This is a genomic window from Rhodovulum sp. 12E13 (assembly GCF_003340565.1).
Classification (GTDB): domain Bacteria; phylum Pseudomonadota; class Alphaproteobacteria; order Rhodobacterales; family Rhodobacteraceae; genus HLUCCA09.
Map to the genome: position 1 here is coordinate 38,816 of NZ_QPLK01000011.1, position 16,238 is coordinate 55,053.

At 70.8% G+C, this 16,238-nt stretch carries 10 protein-coding genes and 1 pseudogene; 2 read left to right on the top strand and 9 right to left on the bottom strand.

The window, feature by feature from the left end; all coding sequences use genetic code 11:
• Window positions 1–71 precede the first annotated feature (71 nt).
• The 6 genes and pseudogenes from malQ to DLJ49_RS11375 all read right to left on the bottom strand — a co-directional run.
• Window positions 72–1,850 (bottom strand): annotated as a pseudogene (gene malQ, locus DLJ49_RS22100) (4-alpha-glucanotransferase); the annotation flags it as partial.
• A gap of 56 nt (window positions 1,851–1,906) precedes the next feature.
• The gene (gene glgX, locus DLJ49_RS11355; protein ID WP_233488961.1) at window positions 1,907–4,060 is read right to left on the bottom strand and encodes a glycogen debranching protein GlgX; all 2,154 of its coding nucleotides are present in this window, start codon (window positions 4,058–4,060) and stop codon (window positions 1,907–1,909) included.
• Window positions 4,061–4,304: 244 nt separating this feature from the next.
• On the bottom strand, window positions 4,305–5,747 hold the full coding sequence (glgA, locus tag DLJ49_RS11360; RefSeq protein WP_115393670.1) for a glycogen synthase GlgA: 1,443 nt from the start codon (window positions 5,745–5,747) through the stop codon (window positions 4,305–4,307).
• Between the two features lie 42 nt (window positions 5,748–5,789).
• Entirely contained in the window at window positions 5,790–7,058 is a 1,269-nt protein-coding gene (gene glgC, locus DLJ49_RS11365; RefSeq protein ID WP_115393671.1) for a glucose-1-phosphate adenylyltransferase, read from the bottom strand.
• Between the two features lie 170 nt (window positions 7,059–7,228).
• Entirely contained in the window at window positions 7,229–9,664 is a 2,436-nt protein-coding gene (locus DLJ49_RS11370) for a glycogen/starch/alpha-glucan phosphorylase (RefSeq protein ID WP_115393672.1), read from the bottom strand.
• A 368-nt stretch (window positions 9,665–10,032) separates the two neighbouring features.
• Window positions 10,033–11,343 (bottom strand): cytochrome-c peroxidase, encoded by a 1,311-nt coding sequence (locus DLJ49_RS11375; RefSeq protein ID WP_115393673.1) that lies wholly within the window; start codon window positions 11,341–11,343, stop codon window positions 10,033–10,035.
• A 54-nt stretch (window positions 11,344–11,397) separates the two neighbouring features.
• Here DLJ49_RS11375 and DLJ49_RS11380 point away from each other — a divergent pair, with 54 nt between their 5' ends.
• Both DLJ49_RS11380 and DLJ49_RS11385 read left to right on the top strand, forming a co-directional pair.
• The gene (locus DLJ49_RS11380) at window positions 11,398–11,877 is read left to right on the top strand and encodes a tetratricopeptide repeat protein (protein ID WP_115393674.1); all 480 of its coding nucleotides are present in this window, start codon (window positions 11,398–11,400) and stop codon (window positions 11,875–11,877) included.
• Window positions 11,878–12,002: 125 nt separating this feature from the next.
• The gene (locus DLJ49_RS11385) at window positions 12,003–12,452 is read left to right on the top strand and encodes a phosphate-starvation-inducible PsiE family protein (protein ID WP_115393675.1); all 450 of its coding nucleotides are present in this window, start codon (window positions 12,003–12,005) and stop codon (window positions 12,450–12,452) included.
• A gap of 544 nt (window positions 12,453–12,996) precedes the next feature.
• Here the strand turns inward: DLJ49_RS11385 and dctP are convergent.
• The 3 genes from dctP to DLJ49_RS11400 are packed head-to-tail and all read right to left on the bottom strand — an operon-like array spanning window position 12,997 to window position 16,195.
• Window positions 12,997–14,061 (bottom strand): TRAP transporter substrate-binding protein DctP, encoded by a 1,065-nt coding sequence (gene dctP, locus DLJ49_RS11390; protein ID WP_115393676.1) that lies wholly within the window; start codon window positions 14,059–14,061, stop codon window positions 12,997–12,999.
• A 26-nt stretch (window positions 14,062–14,087) separates the two neighbouring features.
• Complete coding sequence (locus DLJ49_RS11395; protein ID WP_115393677.1) at window positions 14,088–15,608, bottom strand: TRAP transporter large permease; 1,521 nt, start codon at window positions 15,606–15,608, stop codon at window positions 14,088–14,090.
• On the bottom strand, window positions 15,608–16,195 hold the full coding sequence (locus tag DLJ49_RS11400; protein ID WP_115393678.1) for a TRAP transporter small permease: 588 nt from the start codon (window positions 16,193–16,195) through the stop codon (window positions 15,608–15,610). The genes DLJ49_RS11395 and DLJ49_RS11400 overlap by 1 nt, the downstream gene beginning before the upstream one ends.
• Window positions 16,196–16,238: the final 43 nt, after the last annotated feature.

Here is a 16,238-nt window from a genome sequence, read left to right on the forward strand (position 1 = left end):
TTTCGTCCTGTCTCGGCCATGAGCGCTGCCGCGCGCCGCAGGCCCGGGCTGCGCGCCGCGTCCTCGGGTGCGAGCGGCAGGCGGCGCCGCCAGTTGGGGTATTCGTCCGTCGTGCCGGGCAGGTTGGGCTGGTCGGCGAGGCCCAGCACATCCTCCATCTGCACTGCCACCAGCCGCGCGGGTGTGCGGCCGAGAAACCGGGCGACATCCTCGTGCGTCGTGCCGCCGATCAGCGCCTCGAAGCCGGCGACATCCGCGCGCCGCTCGGCCGCCGCCTGGCGATGAAACGCAGGGTCCCACCCGTTGATCCGCGCGCGGGCGGCGATGTCGCGCCCCTGTCGCCAGCCCTGCCATGTGGGCAGGTCGTGGGTGCCGAACGAGGCGAGCGCCGCCTCGGGGTAGTCCTCGGCCCGCCTCCAGCCATCCGGGCCCGTCTCGAACTGCGCGACGGCGCAGCCCATCAGCCCGCTGTCGGCCAGAGCCTCGCGCAGGCCTTCGGGCACGTTGCCGAGATCCTCGCCCACGATCAGCGCGCCCGCGCGCGCGGCCTCGAGCCGGGCTATGGCGAGCATGGCGGCGCGGGGCATGGTGACGTAGGCGCCGGGCGCCGCACCCGACGGCACCCAGAACGCACGGTCGAAGCCGAGGATGTGGTCGATCCGCAGAAGCCCCGCGTGGCGGAACTGCGCGGCGAGCGTGTCGGCCAGCGCGGCGAAGCCGGTGTCTTCCAGCGCCGCGGGGATCATCGGCGCGAGGCCCCACGACTGCCCGTCGGGCGAGAAGGCGTCGGGCGGGGCGCCGAGCGAGACGCCGCGGGCGAACAGCTCGGGCTGCGCCCAGGTCTCGGCACCCGCGGGGTGGGTGCCCACCGCGAGGTCGAGGTAGAGGCCGTGGCGCATCGGCCGGGCGGCCTCGGCCGCTGCGTGCAGGGCGGTGTCGGCCCGCCATTGCAGCCAGAGATGGAACGTCACCTCCCGCGCCTCCTGCTCGGCGAAGGCCCCGACTTCGGGGCTGTCGGGGCGCCGGTAGGGGGCGGGCCAGTCGGTCCAGTAGGGGCCGAAGCGGTCCGAGAGCGCCTGGTGCAGGGCGAAGCGGCGCAGCTCGGTGCCCCCCTCGGCCGCGAAGGCGTGGAACGCCTCGGGCAAGGTCCCCGCAGCGTCGAACTCGGCCCGGAGCGCGGCGAAGCGGGCGGGCGCGTCGGCCCGGTAGTCGATCAGCTCGCCCGCCGTCGCGGTCTCGCGCCGCGCGGCAACGTGGAGCGCGTTGAGGCGCCGGCGCGAAGAGGGGGAATAGGGCGAGGCCAGGTCGGGGACCGTCGGGAAGCCCGCATGGACCGGGTTGAGCCCGACGAAATCCGCGCCCGCCTCTGCCAGCGCCGACGCCGCGCGGGCGAGGTCGTCGTAGGCCCCGATGCCGCCCTGCTCCGGCGGGCGCAGGCCGTAGAGCGGCAGCGTCACGCCCCAGCCGCGGTGCGGCAGCGGCAGGGCGGCGGGCGCGGCGATCAGGGGGCAGGCATGGCCGCCCACCTCGAGCCGGTGGCGGCCCAGGGGAAGGGCGGGGAGCGTCACGCTGCCGTCTGCCGCCAGGATGCGCTCGGCGCCGTCCTCGAGCCGCAGGAGGGCGCGCGGCGCGCGGCAGGGCACGTCGGCGCCCGCGCGCCCTGCCTCGATCACCTGCCAGCGGGGCAGCGGGCGCGCGGCCTGTGCCGCCTGCCGTTCTGCGAGATGCTCGCGCGCCTCGGCCGCCGTCTCCACGGTCATTCCCATCGCGGCGAGCAGGGCGCGGGCGGTCTCGGGGGAGGTCTGGCGCAGGGTGCCGGTCTGGTCGCGGTAGGCCGGCTGCACGCCCATCTGTCCGGCGAGCGCCGTCAGCGGGTCCGTCGGAGCGTCCTGCGGGGCCGGGCCGCTCACGGGTCGAGCGCCAGCACGAAGACGGCGACAGACTGGCCCGCCACCCGCACGCTCCCCTCCGCCAGGTCGGAATCGTCCTCGGTCGCCCGGCGCGCAGGCGCGTCGGGCGCGTCGGTGTCGACCGCGCGCAGCCACGAGCGGCCCGGCGTCGCCTCGGGCAGCACCACTTCGCGCGTCTCTGCTCCGGCGTTGAAGACGGCGAAGATCGCCCGCTCGGTCACCGCGTAGGGCGGCGTATTCTGGGCGGTGCGCATCTCGACGCAGACGAGCTGCAGTTCGGGATCGAGCCAGTCGGAGGTGCGCATCGGCCGTCCCTCGGCGCACCACCAGAACAGGTCCGGCTTGCCGTCGACCGCGCGCTCGCCGGAATGCAAGAACAGCTTCTGCCGCAGGATCGGATGCGCGCGGCGAAAGGCGATCATCCGCGCGCAGAAGCGCAGGAAGTCGTCGTCGGCCCCCTCCCAGTCGATCCAGCTCGTCTCGTTGTCCTGCGCGTAGGCGTTGTTGTTGCCCGATTGCGTGTGGCCCAGCTCGTCGCCGGCGAGGATCATCGGCGTGCCCTGCGAGAGCAGGAGCGTGGCCATCATCGCGCGCTTGCGCCAGGCGCGGGCGGCACGAATGCCGTCGTCCTCGGTCGGCCCCTCGTGGCCCATGTTGTCCGAGAAATTCTCGGAATGGCCGTCGCGGTTGTCCTCGCCGTTGTCCTCGTTGTGCTTGTGGGCGTAGCTGACCACGTCCTGCAGGGTGAAGCCGTCATGCGCGGTCAGGAAGTTGACCGAGGCCGTGGCCGCGCGCCCCGAATGGTCGAACTGCCGCGCCGAGCCGGTCAGCCGGTCGGCAAGGTCGGGCGCGCGGCCCGGATCGCCTCGCCAGAAGCGGCGCACGCCGTCGCGGAACCTGTCGTTCCACTCGCAGAAGGGCGGCGGGAAGGCGCCCAGCTGGTAGCCGCCGGGGCCCACGTCCCACGGCTCGGCGATCAGCTTGACGCGCGACAGCGTCGGATCCTGCCGGATCGCGTCGAAGAAGGCGGCGCCCTGATCGTAGCCGCCGCCGTGACGCAGGTCGCGGCGGCCGAGCGTCGTGGCGAGGTCGAACCGGAAGCCGTCGACGCCCATCACCTCGACCCAGTAGCGCAAGCTGTCCATCACCAGGCGCAGCACCATCGGGTGGTCGATGTTCATGGTGTTCCCGGTGCCGGTGTCGTCGATGTAGTAGCGCCGGTCCTCGTGCAGGCGGTAGTAGCTGGCGTTGTCGAGCCCGCGAAAGCTCAGCGTCGGCCCCAGCTGGTTGCCCTCGCCGGTGTGGTTGTAGACCACGTCGAGCAGCACCTCGATGCCGGCGCCGTGCAGCCGGTCGACCATCTGGCGGAACTCGGCGATGTCCGATCCGCTCATGTAGCGGGTATCGGGCGCGAAGAAGCCGAGGGACTGGTAGCCCCAGTAATTCGTCAGCCCGAGATCGTGCAGGAAGCGGTCGGTGACGAAGGCGTGGACGGGCAGCAGCTCCACCGCCGTGATGCCGAGACGGGTGAAGTGCTCCAGCATCGGGTCGGAGGCGAGCGCGGTGTAGGTGCCGGGCGCCGGAACGGAGGGGTGCCGCATCGTCAGCCCCTTGACATGCGCCTCGTAGACGATGGTCGCGGCGAGCGGCGTCTCGGGGGCGGGCGGCGGAGCGTGCTCGGGCAGGGGGGGCGGCACGGCCACGCATTTGGGCATGAAGGCCGCGCTGTCGCGCCGGTCGTAGCCCAGATCGGCCGAGCCCGAGCCCACCGTGTAGCCCATCAGCGCGTCGTCCCAGTTCGGCTCGCCGGTGAGGCGGCGGGCATAGGGGTCGATCACCAGCTTGTTGGGGTTGAAGCGGTGCCCCTCGTCGGGGCGGTAGGGCCCGTGCACCCTCAGCCCGTAGAGCTGGCCGGGGGCAAGGCCGGGGACGTAGCCGAACCACACATCGCCCTCGCGCTCGGGCAGGGCGAGGCGCTGCGTCTCGCGGCCAGTGGCGTCGAAGAGACACAGCTCGATCCTCGTGGCGTGGGCCGAGAAGACCGCGAGGTTCGCCCCGTCCTCGTCGAGCGTCAGCCCCATGGGCCAGGCCCGCCCTGCCGTGACGGCGTAGCGGCGCCCGGACCCGGGCGGGGTGAGATCGTCGATCATGCGCGGTGCCTTCGCGCCCGCGCCGCGCCGGAGGCGCCGCGGCGGGCGCCGCCGGCGCGGCGCCCGGACAGGCGGCCAAGGGGGCACCTTGCGCGGGGCGCCCGGAGAGAGGGGTGAGACGCTGTCGTCACGAAACCTCGGGGCTGTGGCGGTCGGTCGGTTGCATGGCTGCTACCGATAACGGCTCCTGTTGCGAGGGGAAACCGGTCAGGAGAGCGCGGGCGCCAGACGTGGGGCGCCGCGCTCAGGCGGCTTCCGAGGAGACGCCCGCGATCTCTTGATAGAGCGCGGCATACTCCGCCGCGGAGGGCCCCCAGCCCACGGGATGGGCCATCGCGGCGCGCGCCACCTGCTCCCACGCCGCCGCGTCCTCCCACAGGTCGCAGAGCCGGCCGAAACCCTCGGCGAGAGAGGCCGCGCTGCCTGGCTCCACGAGAAAGCCCGTGCCCGCGCCGACCGCGCGCGCGGCGTGGTTGGCCTCGATCACCGTGTCGGCCAAGCCGCCGGTGCGGGCCACGAGCGGCAGGGTGCCGTAGCGCAGCCCGTACATCTGCGTCAGGCCGCAGGGTTCGAAGCGCGACGGCACAGCGATGGCGTCGGCCCCGGCCATCAGCCGGTGGGCGAAATCCTCGTCGTAGCCGATTTTCACCGCCACGCGCGGATGCGCGGCGCCGAGCGCGGCGAACCGCTGCTCGATCTCGGGCGCGCCCGAGCCGAGAAGCGCGAACTGCCCGCCCCGGGCCAGCATGGCCGGCAGCGCCTCGGCCATCAGGTCGAAGCCCTTCTGCTCGGTCAGCCGGCTGACGGCGATGACGAGCGGCCCGGGGGCGCTCGGGTCGAGGCCCGTCTCGGCGATCAGCGCGCGACGGTTCGCGGCCTTTCCTGCCGGGGCGTCGTAGCGCTCTGCGATGCGGCGGTCGGTCCGCGGGTTCCAAAGGTGCTCGTCGATGCCGTTGAGGATGCCGCGCATGGCACCGCCGCGGGCGCGGATCACCCCGTCGAGCCCCATCCCGAACTGCGGCGTGGCCAGCTCCCGGGCATAGGTGGGCGAGACGGTGGTAAGCCGGTCGGCCGTAACGAGACCCGCCTTGAGCTGGCTGATCCGCCCGTAGAACTCGAAGCCCTCGGGCGTATAGCCGGCCGGGTCGAGCCTCAGCGTGCCCATCAGCGCGGGGTCGGCGTTGCCCGTGAAGGCGATGTTGTGGACGGTCAGCACCGAGGCTGCCCCGCCGCCCATCTGGCGCAGATAGGTGGGCGCGAGGCCGGCCTGCCAGTCGTGGCAGTGCAGAACCTGCGGCCGCCATCCGCCCGCGCCCGCCCGCGCCACGAAGGCCGCCACCCACGACAGCGCGGCGAAGCGCTGCGGGTTGTCGGCCCAGTCGCGCCCGTCGGGCGCCATGTAGGGGCCACCCGCGCGATCGTAGAGGTGCGGTGCGTCGAGCACGTAGAGGGGCAGCCCCTCGGCCTCGCCCAGCAGAAGCCGGGCGGGGCCGCCGAACAGATCCTCCTCCTCGGCCACCGTGGCGTGGGGGCCGAGCGCGGCGATCACCGGCTCGTAGCCCGGCAGGAGCACCCGCATGTCGACGCCGTGCACGGCGAGCGCCGCGGGCAGGGCGCCGACCACGTCGGCGAGGCCCCCGGTCTTGACGAAGGGCACGCATTCGGATGCGACCGACAGAACGCGCATGGCGTCTCTCCCCTGGCTGCGCCCCCGCATTTCCGACTGCGCTTATTCCAGAGCGGCGGCCCGCGCGTCCAGCATCTTCTGCGTGATGAGCGTCACGCCCCCGTCGGAGACGCGGAACCACCTCGCGTCGTCCTCGGGATCCTCGCCCACCACGAGGCCACGGGGGATGCGCACGCCCCGGTCGATCACGACGTTGCGCAGCCGTGCGTGCCGCTCCACCTCGACGTAGGGCAGCACCACGGCGTGATCGAGCACCGCATAGCTGTTCGTGTGCACCATGGTGAACAGGAGCGAGTTGCGCACTTCGGTGCCCGAGATGATGCAGCCGCCCGACACCATGGAGGAGACGGCAGAACCGCGGCGGGTCTCTTCGTCATGGATGAACTTGGCGGGCGGCACGCTTTCGGAATAGGTCCAGATCGGCCACGACTTGTCCCACAGGTCGAGTTCGGGGGTGAAGTCGGTCAGGTCGATGTTGGCCTTCCAGTAGGCGTCGATCGTGCCCACGTCGCGCCAGTAGGCGGCGGTGTCGGGCGAGGCGCGCACGCAGCTTTCCTCGAAGCGATGGGCCTGCGCGTGACCCTCGCGGACGATCCGGGGGATGATGTCCTTGCCGAAATCGTGCTCGGAGGTCTCGTCGTCCATGTCCTCGAGCAGCAACTCGCGCAAAAACGACCACTTGAAGACATAGATGCCCATCGACGCGAGCGTGCGATCGGGATCGTCGGGCAGCCCCGGCGGGGCGGCGGGCTTTTCGAGGAAGCCCTTGACTCGGCCGGTCGCGTCGACGTCCATCACCCCGAAGGCGTTGGCCTCTTCCCGCGGGACGGTCAAGCACCCCACGGTCACGTCGGCGCCGCTGTCCGCGTGCGCCTGCAGCATGATCTCGTAGTCCATCTTGTAGATGTGGTCGCCCGCGACGATGAGGATGTAGTCGATGTCGTAGCTGTCGACGATGTCGATGTTCTGCGCCACGGCGTCTGCGGTGCCGCGATACCAGCGATGGTCCTCGGTGCGCTGCGAGGCGGGCAGGATGTCGAGATACTCGTTGCGCTCGGCGCGAAAGAAGTTCCAGCCGCGCTGGCAGTGCCGGATGAGCGAATGCGCCTTGTACTGCGTGGCGATGGCCATCTTGCGGATGCCCGAGTTGAGCGCGTTCGACAGCGCGAAGTCGATGATCCGGGTCTTGCCGCCGAAATAGACCGCCGGCTTCGCGCGGTTGTCGGTGAGCTCCTTGAGCCGCGAGCCGCGTCCTCCCGCGAGGACGAACGCCATGGACCGGGCCGCCAGGCGCTGCCTGCGTGGCGTCATGCTACCTCCCTTCGGGGCCGCCTCCGTGCCTCCGTCGAGATCCAGTCAATCAGACCTGAGACGCGGTGGCTACCCTTGCGGGAGGGTCCCGCCGGGCAAATTCCTTGCAGAAGGAATTTGCAAGAGCCTTCATCAAGGCTCTTGCAGCGCGTCGGAGGAGACGGCGGGCCCTATTCGGCCGCCGCGCGCAGGGGGTCGGGCGCGTCGATCAGGGGCTCGGCGCCCCAGACATCGGCCATGTAGCCGCGGATCGTCCGGTCGGACGAGAACCAGCCCGAGCGCGCGGTGTTGAGTGCCGCCATTCGCGTCCAGGCGGCACGATCTGCGAAGGCGGCGTCCACCTCGCGGCTCTTCTCCCAGTAGGATGCGAAGTCGGAGCAGACGAGGAACCAGTCGTGCCCGCGCAGGTTCTCCACGACCGCCGCGTGCTGCGCCGTGTCGCCGCCCGAGAACGTGCCTTCCTCGATTGCGGCGAGCGCGCGGGCGAGGCGCGGATCCGCGGCGATGGCCTGAGCCGCGTGGTCCGTCACCTTGCGCCGCTCGAGGACTTCGGGCGCGGTCATCCCGAAGAGGAAGAAGTTCTCGGCGCCCACCCGCTCGCGGATCTCGACATTGGCGCCGTCGAGCGTGCCGATCGTCGGCGCGCCGTTCAGCGCGAACTTCATGTTGCCGGTGCCGCTTGCCTCCTTGCCCGCCGTCGAGATCTGCTGCGACAGGTCGGCGGCGGGGATCAACCGCTCGGCCAGCGTGACGTTGTAGTTGGCCGGGTAGACGATCCGGAGCAGGTCGCGTGTCACCGGGTCGGCGTTGACCACCGCGGCCACGTCGTTGATCAGGTGGATGATCTGCTTGGCCATGACGTAGCCCGGCGCGGCCTTGCCGCCGAAGATCTTGACCCGCGGCGTCCAGCCGGCGTTCGGCGCGTCGCGCATCTCCTGCCACAGCGCGATCGCCTCGAGGATGTTGAGGTGCTGGCGCTTGTATTCGTGGATGCGCTTGATCTGGACGTCGAACATCGCGTCGGGATCGACGCGAACGCCCTCGGCGCGGTTCAGCCACTCGGCCAGATCGGCCTTGTTGGCGCGCTTGGCGGCGGCGAAGGCGTCGAGGAAAGCGGGATCGTCCACGTGCGATTCGAGATCGGACAGCCGCTCGAGATCGTCCACCCATCCGTCGCCGATCCGCTCGGTCACGAGCTGCGACAGGCGCGGGTTGGCCGACCAGACCCAGCGGCGCGGCGTCACCCCGTTCGTCTCGTTCACGATCCGGTCGGGGTGCAGGCGGTGCAGGTCGGCGAAGACCGTCTGCTTCATCAGGTCGGTGTGAAGCGCCGAAACGCCGTTGACCCGGTGCGCCATGACGAAGCTGAGGTCGCCCATGTGCACCTGCCCGTCGCCGGTGATGCGGGCCTTGCGGTCGGGATGCTCGGCCGCGTGCGCCGCGTCGATCCGTTCGATGATCTCGAGGTGGCGCGGCAGCAGCCTGCCCATCAGGTCTTCCGACCACGTCTCGAGCGCCTCGGGCAGGAGCGTGTGGTTGGTGTAGGACAGCGTGGCCCGCGCCGTCTCGACGGCGGTGTCGAAGTCCATCCCGCGCTCGTCGGAGAGCAGGCGCACCAGCTCCGGGCCGGCGATGGCAGGGTGCGTGTCGTTGAGCTGGATGGCGACCTTGCGGGGCAGGTCGCGCAGGTCGTCGTACTCGCTCTCGAAGCGGCGGACGATATCGGCGAGCGAGGCGGCGGTGAAGAAGAACTCCTGCTTCAGCCGCAGCTCGCGGCCCTTGTCGGTCGTGTCGTCGGGGTAGAGCACGCGGCTGATGGTGCGCGCCAGCGCCTCGGGTTCGGCCGCGGCGGCGTACTCGCCCGCGTTGAACCGCGCGAGGTCGAAGGCGCGCAGCGGCTTGGCTTCCCACAGGCGCAGGGTGTTGGCCCAGCGGCCGCGCCAGCCGAGGATGGGGGTGTCGTGGGCCGACGCGATGACGTGCTCGGCAGGCACCCAGGCGGGGCGCCCCCCCTCGCCCGGCACCACCGCGCCGCCGAATCCGATGCGATAGGCCGCCTCGGGGCGTTCGAACTCCCAGGCATGCGGCTGGCGCAGCCAGTCTTCCGGCTCCTCCACCTGGCGGCCGTCGTCGAAGCTCTGGCGGAACAGCCCGTGCTCGTAGCGGATTCCGTAGCCATGGGCGGGCACGCCGATGGTCGACAGGCTCTCGAGGAAGCAGGCGGCCAGCCGGCCGAGGCCACCGTTGCCGAGCGCGGCGTCGGGCTCGTCGGCCATCACCTGGTCGAGATCGGCGCCGAGCGCCGCCATCGCCCCCTGCGCCGCCTCGCCCAGGCCAAGGTTCTGGATCGCGTCTTCCAGCAGGCGGCCGATCAGGAACTCCATCGACAGGTAGTAGACGCGCTTGCCGCGCTCCGCATAGGCCTTGCGCGTGGCGCCGATCCACGGGTCGACGATGCGATCGCGCACCGCGTAGGACAACGCCATGCGCCAGTCCCACAGGGTGGCGTGGCGCACGTCCTTGCCGAGACCGTAGACGAGGTGGCGCTCGATATCGGCCTTCAGGTCGGCCGCGGTCGGGGCCGGGGTTTCGGCTCTGGCGGTCATCTCGGTCGCTCCGGGTCTGTCGCGGCGCTGTTGCGCGGCGGTGTCTCTTGGGTCGGCCGTGCCCGGCCCAGCCCCCCCGTGGGGCCGGCAGGCGGCGCGGCGATGCGATGTTGGCGCCAACATTTGGACAAGGCCGGGCGGCGGTGCAACCGTCCCCCGCCGCGCCGATGCAGATTGCCGCGCCGGTCAAGCACCGTGCGCGAGGGGGGGCGCGGCCAGCTTCCCCGCCAGTGTTGCCGATGCACTATTTGCAACCGGCCCGCGGGCAGGAATGCGGCAGAGGCGGGCAGAACGCGAAACGGCGCGGCCGTCGGAACAGGGCCGGGCGACGCGGTCGCGCGGCCCCCGAATCGGGCCCGGCACGGAGCTCAGTCGACCGGCAGGCCGCTCGGCACCGTATCGGGCCGGCCCATCGGCCGCGTCCCGGCGGTCGCGCCGGTCAGCGCCTCGAGAAAGGCCACGATCTGCGCGATTTCCTCCTCCGTCCGGGGCGGAAGATCGATGTCGCGCGCTGCCGCGTGGCGGGCGGTCTCCAGCCGGTCGTCACGCACCACGAAGTCGATGGGCGCGAGCCACGGCGCGTCCGGCAGCCGTGCCGTCTCGGGGCGCCACGCCGCGCGGGCCCCCTCGGGGTCGAGGTGATGGCGCACCATGCCTTCGAGCGTCGGGTAGGCGCCGTTGTGCCCGTAGGGCGCGGTGAGCGCCACGTTCCTCAGCGCCGGCGTGCGGAATCGGTAGGCGTCCTCCAGCCGGTTCGACTCCGCCATCCGGCCCACGTCGCGCACCATCGGGTCCCACTGGCGGGTTCGGCCGGGGCCGAATTGCGGCAGGCCGAGCGCGCGGAAACGCTGATCGGTCAGGAGCGGGCCGGAATGGCACCCGGCGCAGCCGGCCTCGCCGTAGAACAGGCGCATCCCGGCCTCCTGCTCCGGGTCGAGCGCCTTGGCGTCGCCCGCGAGGTAGCGGTCGAACGGGCTGTCGTGGTTGCGCCACTCGGCACGGATGAAGTGCGACAGCGCCGTGGCGATCTCGACGATGCTCACCTGCGCGGGCGCGTCGATCCGCTCGAAGGCCGCGACGAATGCCGCGCCGTAGGCCGGGATCGTCCGCACCCGCTTGGCCAGGATCGGCCAGCCGTAATCGACCCGGTCGTGGACCGCCCCGATCACCTCGTTCTCGCCGGTATTCCCCGCCATCTCGAACTGCGATGCCATCGGCAGGAGCGCCTGCGCAGCGACGATGTCGGGCAGCCCCTGCGGCAGCCATTCCTGCGCGGGCGAGTTGAAGCCGTTGCCGTAGAGATCCGACACTTCCAGCCGGCCGTCGTGGAACAGCACGCGGATGTCGCGGTGCCCGAGGTTCCACAGGGCCTGCGCGTTGCGGGGGATCCGCTTGGCAATGCGGCTCTCGCCGATGCCGGCGCTCCGCGCGGGCCCGACGCCGGTGCCGCCCTCCCCGATACCGAGCGACAGACCGTCCGTGCCGGCATGATCGTGGTGATGGCACGTCCCGCACGAGATGTTGCGGTTGCCCGAGAGGATCTTGTCGTAGAACAGCAGCCGCCCGATCTCGGCCTTGGCCGGGTCGACCGGGAGGAAATCGGCATCGGTCAGCGGCGCGGGCAGGGGGTGTTCGAGGCCTCCGTCGGGGGGGGCTGGCCCGGTTGCATGGGCCGCCACGGCAGCTAGGCTCGCAGCGAGCGCCGGGCCCAGACCCAGACCCCGGAGGAGACCATGCGCCGACGACTCGCCGCCGCCCTGCTGTTTCTCGCCCTCGCCGCGCCCGCCGTGGCCGAGCTGGAGGAGGCGCGCGACCTGATGGAGGAGGGGCGCTTCGAAGAGGCGCGCGCGGCGCTCTGGCCTGCCGCCCGCTCCGGCAACGCCGAGGCGGAGGAACTGATCGGCGTGATGTACGCCCTCGGCCTCGGAGTGGAGCGCGACGACGCCCGCGCGTTCGAATGGTACCTGCGGTCGGCGATGAAAGGGCATGCAGGCGCCCAATCCGGCGTCGGCTGGTATTACGAGGTGGGACGCGGCCTGCCCGCCCCCGACCTCGTGCGCGCCTACATGTGGTATGCGCTCTCCGCGATCGGCGGCGATCCCGACGCGGCGATCAGCCTCGAACAGGTTCAACAGAAGATGACGCCGGAACAGATCGCCAAGGCTCATGTGCTGATCGACGACTACCGCGTCTGGATGTACCCGTTTCGCTAGAGCGTAGCGCGGCGCAAAAGTCTTCGAAAGACTTTTGCAAATTCCTTTCTCCAAGGAATTTGCGGCCGGCCCCGGCGGGAACAGCGGTGCCACCGTCGCGTTGATCGCGCGGCACGGGGGAGATCATGACCTTCACGCACGTCTACGTCCGCTTCGAGCGGGCGATAGCCTTTCTGATCCTGCTCGGCATGGTCGTGGTGATCGGCCTGACGCTCTACGCCTTCGCCCTGCGGCTGTGGCAGGTGACGGGGGCGCTGCCGGGAGACCTGAGCTACGCCGTGTTCCAGTCGCTGTTCGACCGGGTCCTCGCGACGATCATCGCCCTCGAGATCGCGCATTCGATCCGCGAGATGGTGAGCGGGCGGCACGCGCGGGCGCAGCTGCGCACTGTGATCGTGATCGGCATGCTGGCGGTGGTGCGCAAGCTCGTCGTGCTCGATGTCGAGAACACGTCGGGGCTGTTCCTCGCCGGCCTCGCCGCAGTGATCCTGGCACTCGGCGTGACGTTTGCGCTCGTCACCACCTTCGGGGCGCAGAGCGAGCCGCCCGCCGCGCCCGGGGCGGCCGACGACTGACAGGGGCCGGCCGACGCACTCGGGCGACAGCGCCTGGCGCGATTGCGCCGGTTCGAGGCCATGGCGTGACGGGTTGCATCCGCGGCGGCCGAAACCTGGCCGGGTCCCCCGACAGTACGCGGACCGCCGTGCTGCGGTCGCCGTCGCGCAGTCCTCGGGGGCCCTCACGCTCGAGCGCTTTCTGCGATACGGGCCGAGCCGGGGCTGCCCTCTGCCCCGCCGCTCTGGAACCCTGCCGCTTCCGCCCGAACAGGTGCGGGAGGCTTCCTGCCGGTCGGCACCAGTCCGGAATCGTGATTCCGAAGGCTGGGCTGCCGGGAAACGGCGGCACAGGGGCTGCGCACATCCGCCGCCCGCTCACGCTCCACCGCGCGGAAGCGGACGACGGCCTCGTGCAGAACGCCGCGGAAACCGCTCGGCGGCTTCTGCCATCGGGAGGCGGCGCAAGGACGAGCCCCTGCGCCGCACCGGCCCGCACCGGCCCGCACCGGCCCGCACCGGCCCGCACCGGGCCGACTCGACCCCAACCGGGGTGGGGCGGGCCTCAGTTCAGCTCGTCGGAATAGGCCTCTTCCAGTTCGGCCTCGGCCTCGGCCACGGCCTCCTGCATGGCGGCGAGCACCTCTTCGCCGCCCTCGACGTTCTGGGCGAACCAGTCGTAGACCGGCGCCGCCGCCTCGGCGAAGGCCGCCTTTTCCTCGGGCGTGGGCACGTAGATTTCGCCGCCGCCGGCCACGAACTCCTCGTAGGCGGGGATCGACTTGCGCTTGGGGCTCGCGAAGGTCGCCTGCTGGAGCTGGTAGAAGCCGTCGACCACCACGCGGCGCAGCTCCTCGGGCATCGACATGAACACCTCGTTGTTCATGAACCACAGCGCGCCCATGTAGGCGTGCCCGTCGAGCGTCAGATACTGCAGCCCGGCATCGGGAAACTTCATGCCCATGATGTCGGTGATGCCGTTCTTGGTGCCGTCGACGACGCCCGTCTGGAGCGAGGTGAAGAGCTCCGGCCACGGGATCGGCGTCGGCGCGGCGCCGAGCGCGCTCACCAGCTCCTGCGGCAGGTCGGCGACGACGGTGCGCATCTTCATGCCCTCGAGGTCGGCCGGGCCGCGCACGGTCTGCTGCGTGTTGGCGAAGTTGCGCCAGCCGCCGGTGTTGCCCACCGTCATCAGCCGCACGGCGCCGCCCGAATCCTCCATCACCTTGTCCTGCAGCAGGTTGACGAGCGGGCTGTCGACGTCGAGCACCGCTTCGGCCACCCGGTCGTCGGCCATCAGGTAGGGAAGGTCGAAGACCTGGACGTAGGGAAAGATGCCCGACACGCCGCCCGAGGTGGAGATGTAGATGTCGATCGAGCCGTCGGCGATGCCCTGCAGGCACTCCGCGCCGTTCGAGCACAGCTGCGTGCCCATGAAGATCTCGACCTCGATCGCGCCGTTCGAGGCGCTTTCGACGAAGTTCTCGAAGACGATGAGGCCGTCGTAATCCTCGTCGTTCTCGTTCGAGTTGGCGGTGGCGCGGAGCGTGTACTCCTGCGCCGTGGCGGCGAGCGGCGCGCCCGTCAGCATGGTGGCGGCCAGGAGCGCGCCGGTGACCTTCTTGAGCATGAGATACCTCCCTTTTGGCATTCAGGTCATGGGGTGACGAACCCGGTCAGCCGGGGAATCGTCATGGAGATGGCGGGAACGAAGGTGATGAGGAAGATCACCACGATTTCCACCGCGAGGAACGGCAGGATGGCCTTGGAGATGGTTTCGACCCGCTCCTTCGAGACGGACGAGGCCACGAACAGCACCAGCCCCATCGGCGGCGTGGCCAGGCCCACCGTCAGGTTCACCGACATGATGATGGCGAAGTGCACCGGGTGCACGCCCATCTCGACGAAGATGGGCCCCAGGATCGGGCCGAGGATGATGATCGCCGGGCCCGCGTCGAGGAACATGCCCACGATGAACAGCAGGATGTTGATGAGAAACAGCAGGACGAGCGGGTTTTCCGACAGGCCGAGGATGATCTCTGCCAGCATCTGCGGCGCCATCGACAGAGAGACCACCGTCTTGAACGACACCGCCGCGCCGACGAGCAGCAGCACCGTGGCCGAGGCCATGGCCGAGCGCGCCAGCACCGGCCCGAGATCGGCGATCTTCATCGAGCGCAGGATGAAGAACGACACGATCAGCGCATAGGCCACCGCGATGGCCGAGGCCTCGGTGGGGGTGAACACGCCCACCACGATGCCCCCGAGGATCAGGATCGGCGTCTGCAGCGGCGCCACGGCCTTCTTGCAGACGATGCGGAAATCGGGATCGACCCGCTTGCGGTAGGCCATCAGAGCCATGTGCACCGCGACGAGGCAGACGGCGAATGTCGCCCAGCCGACCCAGGCCGCCTGCGGGGCGGCGGTGCCGTCCGCCATCACCCGCTCCGAGGTGATGCCGGTGACGCCGGTGAAGATCACGTAGAGCAGGCCGCCGAGGTTGAGCCGCAGGAGCAGGAAGCTCACCCAGTACTCGACGCGGCTGATCTCCTGGTTCCTGTGAACGATCCGCTCGGCCTTGGGCAGGTCGTAGCGGTCCGCCAGCAGGCGGACCATCACCATCAGCCCCACCCCCACCAGGATGCCCGGCACGATGCCGGCGAGAAACAGAGCGGCGACCGACTCGCCCATCACGTAGGCGTAGATGATCATGATCCCCGAGGGAGGGATGATCGGACCGATGACAGAGCTCGCCGCCGTGATCGCGGCAGCGAAGCGGCGGGTATAGCCGTTCTTCTCCATCGCCGGGATCAGGGTGGAGCCGAGCGCCGAGGTGTCGGCCACGGCCGAGCCCGACAGCCCGGCGAACAGCATCGACGACAGGATGTTGACGTGCGCCAGCCCGCCCCGCAGGTGCCCCATGAAGGCCTGGCTGAACTCCACGAGCCGCACGGTGATGCCGCCGCGGTTCATGATCTCGCCCGCCAGCATGAAGAACGGCAGCGCCATGAGGGGGAAGCTGTCCATCCCGTTGTAGAGGTTGCGGTAGAGCAGCACGAGGTCGCGGCTCGCGCCGTCGAGCAGCAGCAGCGAGCCGGGCGCGAGCAGCAGCGCGAAGAAGACCGGCAGGCCCAGCATCAGCAGGACGAGGAAGACGGGCAGGAACCAGATCAGCATCACTCGGCCTCCGGCAGGTCGGTCTGCTGAAGCTCCGGCAGGTCGGCCGCGCCCAGGAGCGTCGCCACCTGGCGCAGGATCAGCTCGACATTGACGAGGATCAGCAACCAGAGCCCCACCAGCAGCGAGGCCATCATCCAGCTCCGCGGCACCCGGAACCACTCGTCGAAGGTGATCGAGGTCGGCACCCAGAGCGAGGCGGTGGCGAAGGTGCCGCCGAAGCCCGTGACCTCGTTCCAGCCGATGCGCGCGGCGAAGACGAGCACGCCGAGCGACAGCGCCAGCAGCACCAGCGACAGCAGCGCGCCCGCCGCCCGCGGCAGCGCCCGTTCGAGCATGTCGATGGCGACGAAGCCGCCCCTCCGGTAGGCCATCGGCGCGATCAGCCCCGTCATCCACAGCATGAAGAACCGCGCCGCCTCGTCGGGCCAGGGCAGGGCGTCGTTGAGAACGTAGCGAAAGAACACCTGGGCGAGGATCACGCCGACCATCACGGCCAGCGCCGCCACGGCGAGCGCCCTCCCCAGTCGCAGTAGAAGGTCGTTGACGACCTTGAGGGCGCGGATCGGCCCCAGCAACACGCCCATCGGCGCTTCCTCCCTGACCGGGCCGGTTTGTCCGGCCCCCTTT